General features: G+C 49.6%; 16 protein-coding genes. 7 read left to right on the forward strand and 9 right to left on the reverse strand.

Annotated elements, in window-relative coordinates:
* Nucleotides 1–18: 18 nt before the first annotated feature.
* Nucleotides 19–1,596 (forward strand): glutamine-hydrolyzing GMP synthase, encoded by a 1,578-nt coding sequence (gene guaA, locus BEG40_RS07505; protein WP_000138265.1) that lies wholly within the window; start codon nucleotides 19–21, stop codon nucleotides 1,594–1,596.
* A gap of 134 nt (nucleotides 1,597–1,730) precedes the next feature.
* Here the strand turns inward: guaA and BEG40_RS07510 are convergent, their stop codons facing one another.
* The 3 genes from BEG40_RS07510 to BEG40_RS07520 all read right to left on the reverse strand — a co-directional run bounded on the left by BEG40_RS07510 (nucleotide 1,731) and on the right by BEG40_RS07520 (nucleotide 3,305).
* Entirely contained in the window at nucleotides 1,731–2,270 is a 540-nt protein-coding gene (locus tag BEG40_RS07510; protein WP_000756784.1) for a DUF5384 family protein, read from the reverse strand.
* Nucleotides 2,271–2,285: 15 nt separating this feature from the next.
* Nucleotides 2,286–2,804, reverse strand: coding sequence for an outer membrane lipoprotein (locus BEG40_RS07515; RefSeq protein ID WP_010344568.1), 519 nt, complete (start codon nucleotides 2,802–2,804; stop codon nucleotides 2,286–2,288).
* A 309-nt stretch (nucleotides 2,805–3,113) separates the two neighbouring features.
* Nucleotides 3,114–3,305, reverse strand: coding sequence for a YfgG family protein (locus BEG40_RS07520; RefSeq protein ID WP_000075999.1), 192 nt, complete (start codon nucleotides 3,303–3,305; stop codon nucleotides 3,114–3,116).
* Between the two features lie 17 nt (nucleotides 3,306–3,322).
* Here BEG40_RS07520 and BEG40_RS21905 point away from each other — a divergent pair, with 17 nt between their 5' ends.
* Both BEG40_RS21905 and BEG40_RS07530 read left to right on the forward strand, forming a co-directional pair.
* A complete protein-coding gene (locus BEG40_RS21905; protein WP_105285162.1) occupies nucleotides 3,323–3,475 on the forward strand; it encodes a hypothetical protein in 153 nt (50 codons plus the stop codon).
* A gap of 181 nt (nucleotides 3,476–3,656) precedes the next feature.
* A complete protein-coding gene (locus BEG40_RS07530) occupies nucleotides 3,657–5,900 on the forward strand; it encodes a bifunctional diguanylate cyclase/phosphodiesterase (RefSeq protein ID WP_016158772.1) in 2,244 nt (747 codons plus the stop codon).
* Between the two features lie 44 nt (nucleotides 5,901–5,944).
* Here BEG40_RS07530 and ppx read toward each other — a convergent pair whose 3' ends face one another.
* The 4 genes from ppx to purM form a co-directional block, all read right to left on the reverse strand.
* Nucleotides 5,945–7,486 (reverse strand): exopolyphosphatase, encoded by a 1,542-nt coding sequence (gene ppx, locus BEG40_RS07535; protein WP_001121372.1) that lies wholly within the window; start codon nucleotides 7,484–7,486, stop codon nucleotides 5,945–5,947.
* Between the two features lie 4 nt (nucleotides 7,487–7,490).
* A complete protein-coding gene (ppk1, locus tag BEG40_RS07540; protein ID WP_010344570.1) occupies nucleotides 7,491–9,557 on the reverse strand; it encodes a polyphosphate kinase 1 in 2,067 nt (688 codons plus the stop codon).
* Between the two features lie 171 nt (nucleotides 9,558–9,728).
* Nucleotides 9,729–10,367, reverse strand: a complete 639-nt coding sequence (gene purN, locus BEG40_RS07545) for a phosphoribosylglycinamide formyltransferase (RefSeq protein WP_001028604.1) — start codon at nucleotides 10,365–10,367, stop codon at nucleotides 9,729–9,731.
* The gene (gene purM / locus BEG40_RS07550; protein WP_010349865.1) at nucleotides 10,367–11,404 is read right to left on the reverse strand and encodes a phosphoribosylformylglycinamidine cyclo-ligase; all 1,038 of its coding nucleotides are present in this window, start codon (nucleotides 11,402–11,404) and stop codon (nucleotides 10,367–10,369) included. Before purM ends, purN begins: the two co-directional genes overlap by 1 nt.
* A 325-nt stretch (nucleotides 11,405–11,729) precedes the next feature.
* Here purM and upp point away from each other — a divergent pair, with 325 nt between their 5' ends.
* The 3 genes from upp (at nucleotide 11,730) to BEG40_RS07565 (ending at nucleotide 14,527) form a co-directional block, all read left to right on the forward strand.
* Complete coding sequence (upp, locus tag BEG40_RS07555) at nucleotides 11,730–12,356, forward strand: uracil phosphoribosyltransferase (protein WP_001295473.1); 627 nt, start codon at nucleotides 11,730–11,732, stop codon at nucleotides 12,354–12,356.
* An 85-nt stretch (nucleotides 12,357–12,441) separates the two neighbouring features.
* Nucleotides 12,442–13,731, forward strand: coding sequence for a uracil permease (gene uraA / locus BEG40_RS07560; RefSeq protein ID WP_010349867.1), 1,290 nt, complete (start codon nucleotides 12,442–12,444; stop codon nucleotides 13,729–13,731).
* Between the two features lie 94 nt (nucleotides 13,732–13,825).
* Nucleotides 13,826–14,527 (forward strand): DnaA inactivator Hda, encoded by a 702-nt coding sequence (locus BEG40_RS07565; protein ID WP_071599018.1) that lies wholly within the window; start codon nucleotides 13,826–13,828, stop codon nucleotides 14,525–14,527.
* 137 nt (nucleotides 14,528–14,664) lie between these two features.
* Here the strand turns inward: BEG40_RS07565 and arsC are convergent, their stop codons facing one another.
* Together arsC and bepA are read right to left on the reverse strand one after the other, a co-directional pair.
* Nucleotides 14,665–15,024: an arsenate reductase (glutaredoxin) gene (arsC, locus tag BEG40_RS07570; RefSeq protein ID WP_000166460.1), complete on the reverse strand. Its 360-nt coding sequence runs from the start codon at nucleotides 15,022–15,024 to the stop codon at nucleotides 14,665–14,667.
* Nucleotides 15,025–15,044: 20 nt separating this feature from the next.
* Nucleotides 15,045–16,508 carry a beta-barrel assembly-enhancing protease gene (bepA, locus tag BEG40_RS07575; RefSeq protein WP_000489665.1) on the reverse strand — a complete coding sequence of 488 codons (1,464 nt, stop codon included), beginning with the start codon at nucleotides 16,506–16,508 and terminating at the stop codon, nucleotides 15,045–15,047.
* Between the two features lie 212 nt (nucleotides 16,509–16,720).
* Here bepA and BEG40_RS07585 point away from each other — a divergent pair, with 212 nt between their 5' ends.
* Nucleotides 16,721–17,782: an AI-2E family transporter gene (locus BEG40_RS07585; RefSeq protein WP_000892038.1), complete on the forward strand. Its 1,062-nt coding sequence runs from the start codon at nucleotides 16,721–16,723 to the stop codon at nucleotides 17,780–17,782.
* Nucleotides 17,783–17,839 lie beyond the last annotated feature (57 nt).

Genomic DNA, 17,839 nt, shown 5'->3' on the forward strand with positions numbered 1-17,839 from the left:
GCCTCGGAATAAGCGTCAATGACGGAAAACATTCATAAGCATCGCATCCTCATTCTGGACTTCGGTTCTCAGTACACTCAACTGGTTGCGCGCCGCGTGCGTGAACTGGGTGTTTACTGCGAACTGTGGGCGTGGGATGTGACAGAAGCACAAATTCGTGACTTCAATCCAAGCGGCATTATTCTTTCCGGCGGCCCGGAAAGTACCACCGAAGAAAACAGCCCGCGTGCGCCGCAGTATGTCTTTGAAGCAGGCGTACCGGTATTCGGTGTTTGCTATGGTATGCAGACTATGGCGATGCAGTTAGGTGGTCATGTTGAAGCCTCTAACGAACGTGAATTTGGTTATGCGCAGGTTGAAGTACAAACTGATAGCGCGCTGATTCATGGTATCGAAGATGCATTAAGCGCAGATGGCAAACCGCTGCTTGACGTGTGGATGAGCCACGGTGATAAGGTAACTGCAATTCCTCAAGATTTCGTTACCGTAGCCAGCACCGAAAGCTGCCCGTTTGCCATTATGGCTAACGAAGAAAAACGCTTCTACGGTGTGCAGTTCCACCCGGAAGTGACTCACACCCGTCAGGGTATGCGTATGCTGGAGCGTTTTGTGCGTGATATCTGCCAGTGTGAAGCCCTGTGGACTCCGGCGAAAATTATCGACGACGCGGTAGCCCGCATCCGCGAACAGGTGGGCGACGATAAAGTGATCCTTGGCCTCTCTGGTGGTGTGGACTCTTCCGTAACCGCAATGCTTCTGCACCGTGCAATTGGTAAAAACCTGACCTGTGTATTTGTCGACAACGGCCTGCTGCGTCTCAACGAAGCAGAGCAGGTTCTGGATATGTTTGGCGATCGCTTCGGCCTGAACATTGTTCACGTTCCGGCAGAAGACCGCTTCCTGTCAGCACTGGCTGGCGAAAACGATCCGGAAGCAAAACGTAAAATCATCGGTCGCGTCTTCGTTGAAGTATTCGATGAAGAAGCACTGAAACTGGAAGATGTGAAGTGGCTGGCGCAGGGAACTATCTATCCTGACGTTATTGAATCTGCCGCGTCTGCGACCGGTAAAGCGCACGTTATCAAGTCTCACCACAACGTGGGTGGCCTGCCGAAAGAGATGAAGATGGGCCTGGTTGAACCGCTGAAAGAGCTGTTCAAAGACGAAGTGCGTAAGATTGGTCTGGAGCTGGGTCTGCCGTATGACATGCTGTATCGCCATCCGTTCCCGGGACCGGGTCTTGGTGTGCGCGTGCTGGGCGAAGTGAAGAAAGAGTACTGCGACCTGCTGCGCCGTGCGGATGCCATCTTCATTGAAGAGCTGCGTAAAGCAGATCTGTACGACAAAGTCAGCCAGGCGTTCACCGTCTTCCTGCCAGTACGTTCCGTTGGCGTAATGGGCGATGGTCGTAAGTATGACTGGGTTGTTTCTCTGCGTGCTGTCGAAACCATCGACTTTATGACCGCACACTGGGCGCACCTGCCGTACGATTTCCTCGGCCGCGTTTCCAATCGAATTATCAATGAAGTGAACGGCATTTCCCGCGTGGTGTATGACATCAGCGGCAAGCCGCCAGCGACTATTGAGTGGGAATGATTTGATACCCGCACTATGAATGAACAAAACCCTCTGTTGCTACAGAGGGTTTTTTTACATCGCTGACTAAAGTCAAGCAATATAAAAAAGCCCATAATCCTCACAAATCATAGGCTTGAAGTTACTGACATCAATTAATTAAACCAACTGTCCGATTTATTCTCTTCTGCTTTACCCACACTCTTCATCAAATCGCGGCCGCCTTCAGTCATATTCCTGTTAGCGTCAGCTTCAGATTGCACAACATCGGTTTGCGCGGCTTTGTGCTTCAGTTCCTGATCGATAAATTCGTTCTCACGCTTAACGCGGGCTTCTTCTTTTGCCAGCGCCAGTTTTTGCTTCTGAATCTCTAAGCTGCGTAGCTCATCTTCATAACTTTGATCGCGCTTTTTATCCGCAGTGGCCTCGGCGTCCCGTTTATCCTGGCGAGCTTTTTTATCCGCTGCTGCTGCTGCCGCTCTTTTATTTGCTGCAGCCTGCGCATTTGCACGCCGTTGCTTCTCTTGCTGGATTTCCCTGTTGCGCTCCGCTACCCATTCGTCATGCTGCCTTTGCTCTTCATTTTTACCTTGTTGTTCCGCTTCTGCGACAGCAGAGAGTTGATCCTGTAATGAAGAGGCGAAAGTTGAACTACTTAAGGCGGCTAAGATGGCGCAAAGTAAAACCTTCTTCATGAATCCTCCTGATTATTAGCTTTTTTCAGGACATTTTGTATTTGGCTGAATACGCGTTTCGTTATACGTAGTGGTAATAACAACGGCTAAACCCGTCGTGAACTGGCATTCTTTACCCACCTGGGTGGAGGTGTACACTTTGGTGCCTTCTTTGTATGTTAAAGAAACACCTTCCACTAATGTTTTATCATTCACCATAGAACCAGCCGCCGCACCTACGGCTCCGCCGCCAACTGCACCTGCCGTCGTTCCGGAGTTACTGCCGGAGCCGACGTTATGGCCGATAACGCCGCCAGCGACGGCCCCAATAAGTGCGCCGAAGGCTTGTGCGTTCCGTTTATTTTGTGAGTTGTCTACGGCAACTTTGGCGGGAAGAATGGAAATAATATTAACGGTTTTGGTTTCTTGTTTTGTATTCAGTTGATCGGTTTGATAAACATCGGCGGCATGATCGTCAGCATTTGACTGGCATCCTGCCAGGGTGAATGACGCTAAAATTGCCACAGGCAGAAGACATTTTTTAAATTTCATCACTATTCCTTGTTATACACATTACGAAAAATAAGATATTTAAGATCATCAAAAGAGGAAAGTAAATGTATTGTGTATAAACTAATAGATTAAATTTATTAAAATTCATGCGGAAAATAAATTATTAAAGAAATATAATTTAAATATATGTATTAATTTAGAGCGTATTACTTCTTAGGCAGGATCTACGTCAGTCAGGACAATGGGTGAAATTTAAGGTGAAAGAATGCCTGCCGCTTTGTTAACTACAAAGAGCAAAAACATCGGGCAGCAATGCGCCGTCTTGCTAAGTTAAAATGGAGAAGGTAACCGCTAACGTTGTACCGGGGATTCGATAGAGAGTGTGGATTGCTGCGCTTCTTTTTTGCTCTGATGATGCTGCCAGGCACCAACAGACGAGTAGATAAAGCGACCAAAGAAGAAGATAAAGCTGATGAGTAGTACGATACGGGTCATGCGACTGTTAAATCGGTGTCGTTTTCGCATACTGGTTGCCTGACTCACAAAAGGTTCCTTGAAGTATGTCCCACTCTGTGGACGGTACTTACATTAAGGCACACCTGGGCAAAATGGTCAATTCTTCATTATGTAAAAAAGCGTCAGTGGATACATATTTCAATGTTATGGAAGTTAATTTAATTATTTACAATAATGATGTAATAATGATGGCTTAACATGATAAACGTAATAATTCATTAATCAGGGTTGTTTTGTTTGATATATATCAATTGGAACTTTCATATGACACTTAGAATCGATACTCTCTATAGTGATGAATAATCATCCGTCGAATTCAGGTGGGATGCCTGTCTGAATACACCCCTTTCAGGATGTGGGGAATTCTGTTGAGCATCTATGAAACTGAATGCAACTTATATAAAAATACGTGATAAATGGTGGGGGCTTCCGCTGATCCTGCCTTCTTTAATCTTGCCCGTTTTCGCACAAATAAATACTTTTGCGCATATTTCCTCCGGTGAAGTTTTTCTCTTTTATCTGCCCCTGGCTCTGATGATCAGCATGATGATGTTTTTTAACTGGGCAGCATTACCGGGTATAGCATTAGGCATTTTTGTTCGTAAGTATGCGGAGCTTGGCCTGTATGAAACGCTTTCGTTAACGACTAATTTTATTATCATTGTCATTATTTGTTGGGGTGGTTACAGAGTTTTTTCTCCCCGGCGTAACAACGTTGCACATGGGGATACCCGCTTAATTTCCCAGCGAATTTTCTGGCAGATTGTTTTTCCGGCAACGTTGTTCCTGGTACTTTTCCAGTTTGCTGCGTTTGTAGGGTTACTGGCAAGCAGAGACAATCTGGTAGGGGTTATGCCCTTTAACCTCGGGACATTAATCAATTACCAGGCCTTGCTGGTAGGTAATCTTATCGGCGTCCCATTGTGCTACTTCATCATTCGGGTGGTGCGGAATCCGTTTTATTTACGTAGCTATTATTCGCAATTAAAACAGCAGGTTGACAAAAAGGTTACCAAAAAAGAATTTGCGATCTGGTTGCTTGCATTGGGTGCGTTGTTGTTGTTGCTATGTATGCCGTTAAATGAAAAAAGCACAATTTTTAGCACCAACTATACGTTATCGTTATTGCTACCGCTGATGATGTGGGGAGCAATGCGCTATGGCTATAAGTTTATATCGCTGCTCTGGGCGGTAGTGCTGATGATCAGCATTCACAGCTATCAGAACTACATTCCCCTTTATCCTGGATATACCACGCAACTGACCATAACTTCCTCCAGTTATCTGGTATTTTCTTTTATTGTCAATTACATGGCTGTTCTGGCAACCCGTCAGCGAGCGGTGGTCAGACGCATTCAGCGGCTTGCATATGTGGATCCGGTTGTTCATCTGCCAAATATTCGCGCCCTGAACCGTGCATTGCGTGATGCACCATGGTCCGCGCTATGTTATTTACGCATCCCTGGCATGGAAATGCTGGTAAAGAACTATGGCATCATGCTACGCATTCAATATAAACAAAAACTTTCACACTGGCTGACACCGTTGCTGGAACCGGGCGAAGCTGTTTATCAGCTTTCCGGTAACGACCTTGCGTTGCGACTGAATACAGAATCATACCAGGAGCGCATTACCACGCTGGATAATCATCTGAAGCAGTTTCGTTTCTTTTGGGATGGAATGCCGTTACAGCCTCAGATTGGCGTCAGTTATTGCTATGTCCGCTCACCGGTTAATCATATATATCTGCTGCTGGGAGAGCTAAATACGGTTGCCGAACTTTCTATCGTGACCAATACCCCGGAAAATATGCAGCGTCGCGGGGCAATGTATTTACAACGTGAATTGAAAGACAAGGTGGCGATGATGAATCGGCTACAACAGGCGCTCGAGCATAACGATTTTTGCCTGATGGCCCAGCCGATTACAGGAGTGCGCGGTGATGTTTATCATGAAATTCTGCTGCGCATGAAAGGAGAGAATGGCGAACTCATCAATCCTGACAATTTCTTACCGGTCGCGCATGAATTTGGCTTATCGTCCAGCATCGACATGTGGGTTATCGAGCATACACTGCAATTTATGGCAGAAAATAGAGAAAAAATGCCTGCTCGCCGATTTGCTATTAACCTGTCGCCCACTTCCGTTTGTCAGGCGAGTTTCCCTTTAGATGTCAGTAAATTTTTGAATAAATATCAAATAGAAGCGTGGCAGCTTATCTTTGAGGTAACCGAGAGTAATACCCTGACCAATGTTAAGCAGGCACAGAATACGCTGCAGCATCTTCAGGAGTTAGGATGCCAAATTGCAATTGATGATTTCGGCACCGGCTACGCCAGTTATGCGCGGCTAAAAAATGTGAATGCCAATTTATTAAAAATTGATGGCAGCTTCATACGCAATATTGTCTCGAATAGTCTGGATTACCAGATAGTGGCATCAATTTGTCATCTGGCGCGAATGAAGAAAATGCAAGTGGTTGCGGAATATGTTGAAAATGAAGAGATTCGCCAGGCGGTTCACTCTTTGGGTATTGATTACCTGCAAGGCTTTTTGATTGGTGAACCGCAGCCGTTAGTGGCGATGTTGGGTGAAAGAGAACCGGTCCGGGAAAGCGCGTAATTTATTTGGGCCAACATAACATGTTGGCCCGTTTTCATTTCATATTAAGCCGCAATTTCAGGCGTGTTTTCTTCTTCAATTTTTAACCGCCAGCCAGCCACGCCTTCCCAGTATTCTTGTTCCTTTTCCAGATCAAGCAATACCAGCGCGTTCTGGCTAAACCAGTCATGCGGAAAACGCAAGGTCCAGTGGCTGTCATCGGTAATCAGCGTTAATGTTGGCGGCGTGGTAGTCGCCTGACGTTGATTGTTGAGCAATACGCCAAGGCGCAATAGCTGAATCAGTGGCAGGAACTGTTTCTTCTTAAACAAGGTAAAGCGCGGCAGATCGTCGAGCTTAATCGCTTTACGGTGATAGCGTACCAGTGTCGCCATCATCAGCTGCTGCTCCTGATTAAATCCCGGTAAGTCACTGTTTTGTAAAATATATGCAGAATGTCGATGCAGACCACTATGGTTGATATTCAACCCGACTTCATGCAGCATAGCGGCCCATCGCAGCAATGCTTCGAGCTGTGGATGCGCCAGTTTCGGTTGCTGTTCCCGCCACTGTTCGTACATCTGCATGGTGGTATCCAGCACCCGTCGGGCCTGTTCACTGTCGATGTGATACTGGTTAGCCAGACTACTGGCGGTGCGGCTACGCACATCCTGATGGCGGAAACGTCCTTCCATTTCATACAGCACGCCTTCGCGTAACGCCCCGTCAGAAAGTCGCAGTTCACGGATGGCTAAGGCATCAAACACACCGCATAAAATCGCCAGTCCAGGAACGAAGACAGTTTTCCTCTCTTCGGAAAGACCCGGTAAACTCAGCGATGCGAAATTACGGTGCCGTAAAACTTCTTTTACCAGTTTTTCCAGACGTTCCGGGGTAATTATCCCGTCTTTCTCGCCCATTTCCATCAACACTTCATGAGCAGCTTTAATGGTGCCGGAAGCGCCCATTGCCACATTCCAGCCCTGGATACGGAATTGCCAGGTTAAGGTTTCCAGTTTTTGCGCTGCCGCCATGCGTGCGCGCTGAAAATTCTCTTTATTGATGATGCCGCCCTGGAAATAAAGCTGGGCAAAGCTGACGCAACCCATCCGGCGACTTTCCACGAGAATCGGTTCGAAATTTTCACCAATCACCAGTTCTGTTGAGCCGCCACCAATATCAATAACCAGTTTGCGGCCCTTTTCCGGCTGGGTATGCTCCACGCCCATAAAAATCAGACGCGCTTCTTCGTTGCCGGAAATAATTTCAATCGGGTAGGGAATAACCTTTTCTGCTCGCTTCAGAAAGTCAGTGGCATTCAGCGCCTGACGTAGCGTATGGGTTCCGACAATACAGACGCTGGAAGGAGAAAAACCTTGCAGGCGTTCGGCAAACAGCGACAGGCAGTTTAAGCCACGCGTCATCGCTTCTTCACTCAACATATTATCTGGCCCCAGACCGTCCGCCAGATGCACCCGTTGTTTCAGGCGGCCAATAATCTGCATTGCGCCATCCACCACACGGGCAATGACCATGTGGAAACTGTTTGAACCAAGATCGACCGCAGCAAACTCCTGCGGACGAGGGGATTTGTCGTGTATTGGCATAGGGTTATTCAGATTGTTCGAGTGATTTGATGTAGTCGTAGATCGCCAATTGCGCCCGTACTTTGCGGCGGTTACCACGGGGGACGTAGCGATTACTGAGTTCTTTATCGATATAACGCGCTTTGACTGTATCGCTGAACAGAATTTCGATGATGTCCAGCACCCGTTGCTTCAGTCGGGGATCGAGCAGCGGTGTAGCCACTTCAATACGATAATCAATATTGCGTGTCATCCAGTCGGCGGAAGAAAGGTAAACTTTTTTATCGCCGCCGTTTTCAAAAATATAAACCCGATCATGTTCAAGGTAACGATCGACAATACTAATAGCACGAATATTGTCGCTAATGCCTTCCAGATTGGGGATCAGCGAACACATCCCGCGTACCAGGAGATTCACCGGCACGCCGGAACTGGAGGCCGCATACAGACGATCGACCAGACCTTTATCGACCAGATTATTCAGTTTCAGGGTAATACCGCAAGGCAGCCCTTGTTGAGCGTTGGCTATCTCGCGGTCAACCATTTCATACAGCAAACGACGGGAGTTTTGCGGCGACACCATTAAATAATCGAAAGTTACCGGACGGTATGGATTTTCAATAAAGTTGAACACCCGGCGTACTTCGTTGGTGATGCGCGCATCGGCGGTCAGCAGCGAGTAGTCGGTATAAAGACGCGCGGTTTTTTCATTAAAGTTCCCGGTCCCGATATGCGCGTAACGCACAACCTCACCGTTTTCTTTACGTGAAATCAGGAACAATTTGGCGTGAATTTTCAGCCCCGGCGCAGAGAAAATCACGTGTACGCCCGCTTCAGTCAGCCGTTTTGCCCAGTGAATGTTGGCTTCTTCGTCGAAACGCGCCTGTAACTCAACCACCACGGTGACTTTCTTACCGTTGTGAGCGGCGTGGATCATCGAGTCGATGATGCGCGAATCTTTCGCTACGCGGTAAATATTAATTTTAATCGCCAGTACGCTTGGGTCGAACGAGGCCTGGCGTAGCAGTTCCAGCACATGTTCAAAAGTGTGATAAGGATAATAGAGCAGCACATCGTGTTCGCGAATGGCATCAAAACCGTTACGGAACTGGGCTTTATCAAACCAAATGTGGCGTAAACGCGGTAGTGGTTTATTCACCAGATTGGCTTTGCCGACATTGGGGAAATTAATAAAGTCTTTAAAATTATGATAACGGCCACCGGGTACGATGGAGTCGTAGCGGGAAATAGTCAGTTTTTCGCGCAACACCTCAACCAGCGCACTGGGCATATCGCGCTGATAAACAAAACGCACCGGTTCTGCGGTTAAACGCTGCTTCAGACTGGAAGACATCAGCTCCATCAGGCTGGCTTCCATCTCGTGCACTAAATCGTATTCGGCATCGCGGGTCATCTTCATTGAATAGGCATTCAGCGCGTCATAATCAAAGAAGCCTTTGAAAATATCATCAAGGCAGTAACGCAGAATGTTATCCAGAAGAATCATGGGTTTGCGTCGGCGCGGTGCTTCCGGCGGCAAATTAACAAAGCGCGGCACTTTATCTGAGGGGATCTCCAGCAGCGCATAACGAATGGTATCACCACGGATAATTTCTACCGCCAGATAGGTGTAATCATCTTTCAGAAATTGCACTAAGTCAGTGTCAGGGTTGATTAAAATCGGCGTAATGTGCTGACGCAGATACTGCTTAAAATAATGACGCAGCCAGTTTTGTTGATTGACGGAGAGCTGGCGTTCATTAATCAGGAAAATCTGGTTGCGCGCCATCTCCAGCAACAGTTCGTTGTAGAGGCCGTCGAATTCCTGATCGGCCTTCAGCACGCGGGACTGAATTTTACCCAGCAAATGACGGGAATGAGAATTGGAACCTTGTTCTTCGCTAATAATGATGCGTCGTTTCAGTTCAGCGAAGCGGACTTTATAGAACTCATCAAGGTTATTGGAATAGATCCCCAGGAAACGCATCCTTTCAATCAGCGGGTTAGATTTGTCCGCCGCTTCCTGAAGCACGCGTTCATTGAACGATAACCAACTGAGCTCTTTTTCGATGTATAGCTTTTCCTGACCCATTACCACTTTTACTCCGTTTTATTCACGGGACACTGCCTGGATATTATGGCGAGCAATATTGGCAGATGTCCAACTATGCCAGAAAAGGGAGAAAAAAACTGCTGGAGCCTGCGATTTACAGGTGAATTGAAAAACGCCAACGGCAGGGCTGGCGCTTTAACTACGAGGGAATTACTCGTCGGCAGCGTAGCCCTGCGGCGGCAGACGCTGACCATCCAGCCACGCGGCGTTTTCGTGCATCTTCAGACGACCATCGGCAAACCAGCTAATCACCAGCGGATAAATGGCGTGCTCCTGGGTTTGTACGCGGGCGGTGATGTCATCTTCCGTATCACCGGCAAATACCGGGACTTTCGCCTGTAAAATAACCGGACCACCGTCCAGTTCATCAGTAACGAAATGCACCGATGTACCGTGTTCCTCATCGCCATTTTCCAGCGCCTGGCGATGGGTGTGCAAACCGGGATATTTTGGCAGCAGGGAAGGGTGAATGTTCAGCAAACGCCCGGCATAGTGGGAGACAAACGCCGGACTGAGAATGCGCATAAAACCGGCCAGTACAACCACGTCGGGAGCGTACATATCAATCTCATGAATCAACTCCCGGTCATAGGCTTCACGACTGTCAAACGCGCTGGCGATGAGCGTATGCGTTGCAATACCGGCTTTGCGGGCGCGTTCAAGGCCGAACGCGTCGGCCTTATTGCTGAAAACTGCCCGTAGGGTGCCTTTAATTTTGTTGGTTTTGCAGGCGTCAATAATTGCCTGCAAATTACTTCCGTTGCCGGAAATAAGCACCACAATATTCATTATTCGATAACCACGCGTTGTTCGGAATCAGAGGCTTTGATGATACCGATTTTCCACGCGTTTTCACCGTTGGCATTAAGCAGAGTGAGAGCTTTGTCCACTTCCGGAGCAGGCAGGGCGATAATCATCCCGACGCCGCAGTTGAAGGTGCGATACATTTCATGGCGCTCGACATTACCTGCCCTTTGCAGCCAGTTGAACACTTCCGGCCACTGCCAGGAGGATTCATCAATCACTGCCTGGGTGTTTTCCGGCAATACGCGCGGAATGTTTTCCCAGAAGCCGCCGCCGGTCAGGTGCGCAATAGCGTGCACGTCGACCTTTTCGATCAACTCCAGTACTGACTTCACGTAAATACGGGTCGGTGCCAGCAGATGATCGGCTAATGGTTTGCCGTCGAGTTCGGTGGTTTGTGGATCACAACCGCTGACTTCGAGAATTTTGCGCACCAGCGAATAGCCGTTCGAGTGCGGGCCGCTGGAGCCGAGCGCAATCAGCACATCACCGTCGCTAACTTTAGAACCATCGATGATTTCTGATTTTTCTACCACGCCAACGCAGAAACCAGCAACGTCATAATCTTCACCGTGATACATCCCCGGCATTTCTGCCGTTTCGCCCCCCACCAGCGAACAGCCCGATTGCAGACAACCTTCGGCGATGCCGCTGATCACTGATGCAGCAGTATCAACATCCAGCTTTCCGGTTGCGTAATAGTCGAGGAAAAACAGCGGTTCAGCGCCTTGCACCACCAGATCATTAACGCACATGGCGACCAGATCGATACCAATGGTGTCGTGACGTTTTAAGTCCATCGCCAGACGCAGTTTAGTGCCCACGCCGTCAGTGCCGGAAACCAGCACGGGTTCGCGATATTTTTGCGGCAACGCACACAGCGCACCGAAGCCGCCCAGACCGCCCATCACTTCCGGGCGACGCGTTTTCTTCACTACGCCTTTGATTCTTCCAACCAGAGCATTACCCGCGTCAATATCAACACCGGCATCTTTGTAGCTAAGAGAGGTTTTATCGGTCACTGCTTGGGTCCCCACGCGTTACTTGCGGTAGAAAAATAAAAATTCGGCGCAATTCTAACAGGGAAAGCAAACGTTTGCGAGACTGCTTTACACAACCTTTTTTAACCTCTTTTTACCGAGAGAGTGACAAAAAAAGGTGTACATAGAGGGGATGAATGATTTTTTGCCAGGATAATTACCGTTATTAACTGTTTGATTATGAAATAACTTTATCTAAAATTTTTATGGTTTTGACTAAAATCAACGAAAATAATATTGCCGCCTTAAAGAAAGGAGGTATAATCCGTCGATTTTTTTTGTGGCTGCCCCTCAAAGGAGAAAGAGTATGAAGATCGTGGAAGTCAAACACCCACTCGTCAAACACAAGCTGGGACTGATGCGTGAGCAAGATATCAGCACCAAGCGCTTTCGCGAACTCGCTTCCGAAGTGGGTAGCCTGCTGACTTACGAAGCGACCGCTGACCTCGAAACTGAAAAAGTAACCATCGAGGGCTGGAATGGCCCGGTGGAAATCGACCAGATTAAAGGTAAGAAAATTACCGTGGTGCCAATTCTGCGCGCCGGTCTGGGGATGATGGACGGCGTGCTGGAAAACGTTCCGAGCGCGCGCATCAGCGTAGTCGGTATGTACCGTAATGAAGAAACGCTGGAACCAGTACCGTACTTCCAGAAACTGGTTTCTAACATTGATGAGCGTATGGCGCTGATCGTTGACCCAATGCTGGCAACTGGTGGTTCCGTTATCGCGACCATCGACCTGCTGAAAAAAGCGGGCTGCAGCAGCATTAAAGTGCTGGTGCTGGTGGCTGCGCCAGAAGGTATCGCTGCGCTGGAAAAAGCGCACCCGGACGTCGAGCTGTATACCGCATCAATTGACCAGGGATTGAACGAGCACGGATACATTATTCCGGGGCTTGGCGATGCCGGTGACAAAATCTTTGGTACAAAATAAAGAATAAAAATAATTAAAGCCGACTTTAAGAGTCGGCTTTTTTTTGAGTAAAGCGCCTATAACACATAATACAGAGGAATATACTATGACGCGCCGTGCTATCGGGGTGAGTGAAAGACCGCCACTTTTACAGACAATCCCGCTTAGTTTGCAACATTTGTTCGCCATGTTTGGTGCAACCGTCCTGGTGCCCGTCTTATTTCATATTAACCCGGCGACCGTACTGTTATTTAACGGTATCGGGACGCTGCTGTATCTCTTCATCTGTAAAGGTAAAATCCCGGCTTATCTCGGCTCCAGCTTTGCCTTTATTTCACCGGTATTGTTACTGTTGCCGTTGGGTTATGAAGTCGCATTGGGCGGCTTTATTATGTGTGGCGTGCTGTTCTGTCTGGTTTCTTTCATCGTGAAGAAAGCGGGAACCGGCTGGCTGGACGTGCTGTTTCCACCTGCGGCAATGGGCGCAATCGTTGCCGTCATCGGTCTGGAGCTGGCGGGCGTAGCTGCTGGTATGGCCGGTTTACTCCCGGCTGAAGGGCAAACGCCAGATTCCAAAACCATCATCATTTCTATTACCACGCTGGCGGTCACGGTTTTAGGTTCCGTGCTGTTCCGTGGTTTCCTGGCCATTATCCCGATTTTAATTGGCGTGCTGGTGGGGTATGCGCTCTCTTTCGCAATGGGAATTGTCGATACCACGCCGATTATTAATGCTCACTGGTTTGCTCTGCCAACTCTCTATACGCCGCGCTTCGAGTGGTTCGCCATTCTGACTATTCTGCCAGCGGCGTTAGTGGTTATTGCCGAACATGTAGGGCACCTGGTAGTAACGGCTAACATTGTCAAAAAAGATCTGCTGCGCGATCCGGGTCTGCACCGTTCGATGTTTGCTAACGGCCTGTCGACCGTGCTCTCCGGCTTCTTTGGTTCCACGCCAAACACCACCTACGGGGAAAACATTGGCGTTATGGCGATCACTCGCGTTTACAGTACCTGGGTTATCGGCGGCGCGGCGATTTTCGCTATCCTGCTTTCCTGTGTTGGTAAACTGGCTGCCGCTATCCAGATGATCCCACTGCCAGTAATGGGCGGTGTTTCGCTGCTGCTTTACGGTGTCATCGGTGCTTCCGGTATTCGTGTATTGATTGAATCGAAAGTGGATTACAACAAAGCACAGAACCTGATCCTGACTTCCGTGATTTTGATCATCGGCGTCAGTGGCGCGAAGGTAAACATCGGCGCGGCGGAGCTGAAAGGCATGGCGCTGGCGACTATCGTCGGTATTGGCTTAAGCCTGATCTTCAAACTGATTAGCGTGCTGCGCCCTGAAGAAGTGGTGCTGGACGCAGAAGACGCGGATATAACAGATAAATAATGTACTGACCGGGCAGTGCTGCTGCCCGGTTCAAACATCATGGGATTCTGTGGTAAACTTCTCGCGATTTTGTGAAATCCTGGTTGAGGTATCTCTGAACACACCGGCACAGCTCTCTTTGCCACTTTATCTTCCTGACGACGAAACCTTTGCAAGTTTCTGGCCGGGGGATAACTCCTCTCTACTGGCCGCGCTGCAAAACGTGCTGCGTCAGGAACATAGCGGTTACATCTATCTCTGGGCACGCGAAGGCGCGGGGCGCAGCCATCTGCTGCATGCGGCTTGCGCGGAATTGTCGCAGCGTGGCGATGCGGTGGGCTATGTCCCGCTGGATAAACGCACCTGGTTTGTCCCGGAAGTGCTCGACGGTATGGAGCATTTGTCGCTGGTTTGCATCGACAACATTGAGTGTATTGCCGGCGATGAGTTGTGGGAGATGGCGATTTTCGATCTCTACAATCGGATTCTGGAGTCGGGTAAAACACGGTTGTTGATCACTGGCGATCGTCCACCGCGTCAGTTGAATCTGGGATTACCGGATCTCGCGTCGCGTCTTGACTGGGGGCAGATCTACAAATTGCAGCCACTTTCTGATGAAGATAAGTTGCAGGCGCTACAGTTACGCGCGCGTTTGCGTGGTTTTGAACTGCCGGAAGATGTGGGACGCTTCTTGCTGAAGCGGCTCGACAGAGAGATGCGCACGCTATTTATGACACTGGATCAGCTGGATCATGCGTCGATTACCGCACAGCGTAAGCTGACCATTCCGTTTGTGAAAGAGATTCTGAAGCTGTAGGCAGGGTGTTTATTGTCGGATGCGGCGCGAACGCCTTATCCGAACTATGCGAAGCACATCCAATGCAATCACAGGCCGGACAAGACGCGGCAAGCGTCGCATCCGGCAATGTGCCTTAACTAGCGACGGGGCACATCTTAACCCACGATTTCCAGCACTTGTTCCGGTGGACGTCCAATGCGCGCTTTGCCATTGGCGACCACAATCGGGCGCTCCATCAGCTTCGGATTATCCACCATCGCCTGAATCAGAGCCTCTTCGCTAAGCGAACTGTCAGCCAGGTTCAGCTCTTTATAAAGCTCCTCTTTCTGGCGCATCAATTCACGGGCGCTATTCATCCCCAGCATTTTCAGCAAATCGCGCAGCGTTGCCGCATCGGCGGGTGTCTCAAGGTAGAGCACCACTTCTGGCTCCACGCCGTTTTCTTTCAGCAGGTTCAGCGTTTCACGGCTCTTTGAACAGCGTGGGTTATGGTAGATTTTTACCTGTTTGGTCATTGTTCTTCCTTTAATGCAAATTACATCTTGGTATAAGGCTTAAAGCGTTCCTGCAACTGGCGCAACTGGTCGATGCGCGCATCGTAACGCGCTTGTTGCAGGCTGCCTAATTTCACCTGCGAACTGGCGCTACTCAACAAGGAAATGGCCTGATCGAGTCGCCCTGCGAGTGCATAACCTTCTGCTCGCGCTGCCAATTCCTGATCGCGGTTATTTAGCGCGGCTTCTGCCTGTGCCAGCAAATCCCAGCCATTGCTGTCATCTTTATTATTAAAAGTGTAGCGATTCAGAATATTAGCCGCTTCCTGTGGCTGCCCACCTTGCAGATAAGCGTTTGCCAGGTTGAGCTGCAACACCGGATTGGTGCGTAAATCACGAGCATTTTTCAGGCGATTGATCGCATCATTGGCTTTGTTTTGCCCAAGGTCGATATCGGTAGCCAGATCGAGATACCACGCGTTGCCGGGTTCTGCCGCCAGTAACGGTTGCAGCGTTTTCCGTGCCTCGTCGTATTTATTGGCTTCCATCGCCTGTAAAGCACGACCATATTGCGCCGCCCGTTGCTGACGAACGTTACCTTTCGCCCATTCATCCAGCAAATCACTGGTGAGCTGGTTACGTCCGGAATTGTACATCCCCAGTGTGCGCGCTTTTGCCAGATAGAAATCTTCCGACGACTGCACCACCATCGGGCGCATCTGATTGGCACGGTTACGGGCATCAGCCAGGCGGCTTTCCGGTAACGGGTGAGTCAGCAGAATTTCCGGCGGACGCGAAGAGTAGCGCGCCTGATCGAGCAGTTTTTCGAGGAAGGTCGGCATCGCCTGCGGATCGAACCCCGAGCGTTGCAACACCTGAATACCAATGCGGTCCGCTTCCTGTTCATTTTGCTGGGTGAAGCTGATCATCCCCTGGCGCGTTCCCGCCAGCGTACCGGTCAGCGCCGCCATCCCCGCCTGCGGGCTGGCCATTGCCAGTAAAATAGAACCTAACGCCCCGACCCAGGTAAGCGGCGCGCTGCGTTGCTGATCTTCCATCGCTCGCGCCAGGTGACGTTGGGTGACGTGGGAGATTTCGTGCGCCATGACCGAAGCCAGTTGACTTTCGTTATCGGAATAACGGAACAAGGCAGAGTGCAGCACCACGTTGCCGCCAAAGAAAGCAAAGGCGTTGATTTCGTCGTTATTGATCAGAAAGAAATGGAACGGCGTCTTAACGGAGTTTGCATGTGAAACCAGGCGCATCCCCAGCGAATTAATATATTGCGTTAATAGCGGGTCATTAATTAACGGCGCGCTGCCGCGTAGCTGGCGAACATAATAGTCGCCCATCTGCATTTCCTGACCAATGGAAAGCGTGCTTCCTGCGGAGGTTCCCATATCCGGCAAAGTGTCTGCGCTATCGGCAAACGCCGGGGCTACCTGACCGATGGTCATAGCAGCAATGAGGGTTGCAACCAGGTTTTTTTTCAACTGCCTGAACATAACCTCTGTCCTGTATTTCTGGAGATAGTCATTTGACCGATACTGTGAAATATCGTTCCCACCGCGCCGCCTTTGAGTGTAGCGACGAAGATTAGCCCACTCAAATGACTTTTCAGTTTCCTGAATCCGTCATAAAAAGCGAAGTCTTTTTTGTGACATTTCGATACAATTGCGGATCGCAATCCCGCTCTTGAGGTTCAGGGAAGGTCTTTATGCTCGAAATGTTGATGCAATGGTATCGCCGCCGTTTTAGCGACCCGGAAGCGATTGCCTTGCTGGTTATTTTAGTTGCCGGATTTGGCATTATCTTTTTCTTTAGTGGCCTGCTCGCACCGTTGCTGGTGGCTATTGTGCTGGCCTATTTGCTGGAATGGCCAACCGTGCGCCTGCAATCTATTGGCTGTTCCCGCCGTTGGGCGACGTCGATTGTATTGGTGGTTTTCGTGGGTATTTTGCTGCTGATGGCGTTCGTGGTACTGCCTATCGCCTGGCAGCAGGGCATCTATTTAATCCGCGATATGCCGGGGATGCTCAATAAACTGTCTGATTTTGCCGCCACGTTGCCGCGCCGTTATCCGGCGTTAATGGATGCGGGCATTATTGATGCGATGGCCGACAATATGCGCAGTCGGATGCTCACCATGGGCGATTCGGTGGTGAAAATCTCTCTCGCCTCGCTGGTGGGCCTGCTGACCATTGCCGTCTATCTGGTGCTGGTGCCGCTGATGGTCTTTTTCCTTCTGAAAGATAAAGAGCAAATGTTGAATGCTGTCCGTCGGGTGCTTCCGCGTAACCGTGGGCTGGCAGGCCAGGTCTGGAAGGAGATGAATCAGCAAATCACCAACTACATCCGTGGCAAGGTGCTGGAGATGATTGTGGTGGGGATCGCCACCTGGCTGGGGTTCTTGCTTTTCGGACTGAACTATTCGCTGCTGCTGGCGGTGCTGGTCGGCTTCTCAGTGCTTATTCCGTACATTGGCGCATTTGTGGTGACTATTCCGGTGGTCGGCGTGGCACTATTCCAGTTTGGTGCTGGCACTGAATTCTGGAGCTGTTTCGCGGTATATCTGATTATCCAGGCGCTGGATGGCAACCTGTTAGTACCGGTGTTGTTCTCCGAAGCGGTTAACCTGCATCCGCTGGTGATTATTTTATCGGTGGTGATCTTCGGTGGGTTGTGGGGATTCTGGGGCGTGTTCTTTGCCATTCCTCTGGCTACGCTAATTAAAGCGGTAATCCATGCCTGGCCCGATGGCCAAATCGCGCAAGATTAACCTTCATTCCGCTACATCGCCGGATGTGAGGTGTGCTGGCCGCAAGCGCAGCCAGCA

The sequence above is a fragment of the Escherichia sp. MOD1-EC5495 genome, assembly GCF_002965965.1.
GTDB lineage: Bacteria > Pseudomonadota > Gammaproteobacteria > Enterobacterales > Enterobacteriaceae > Escherichia > Escherichia ruysiae.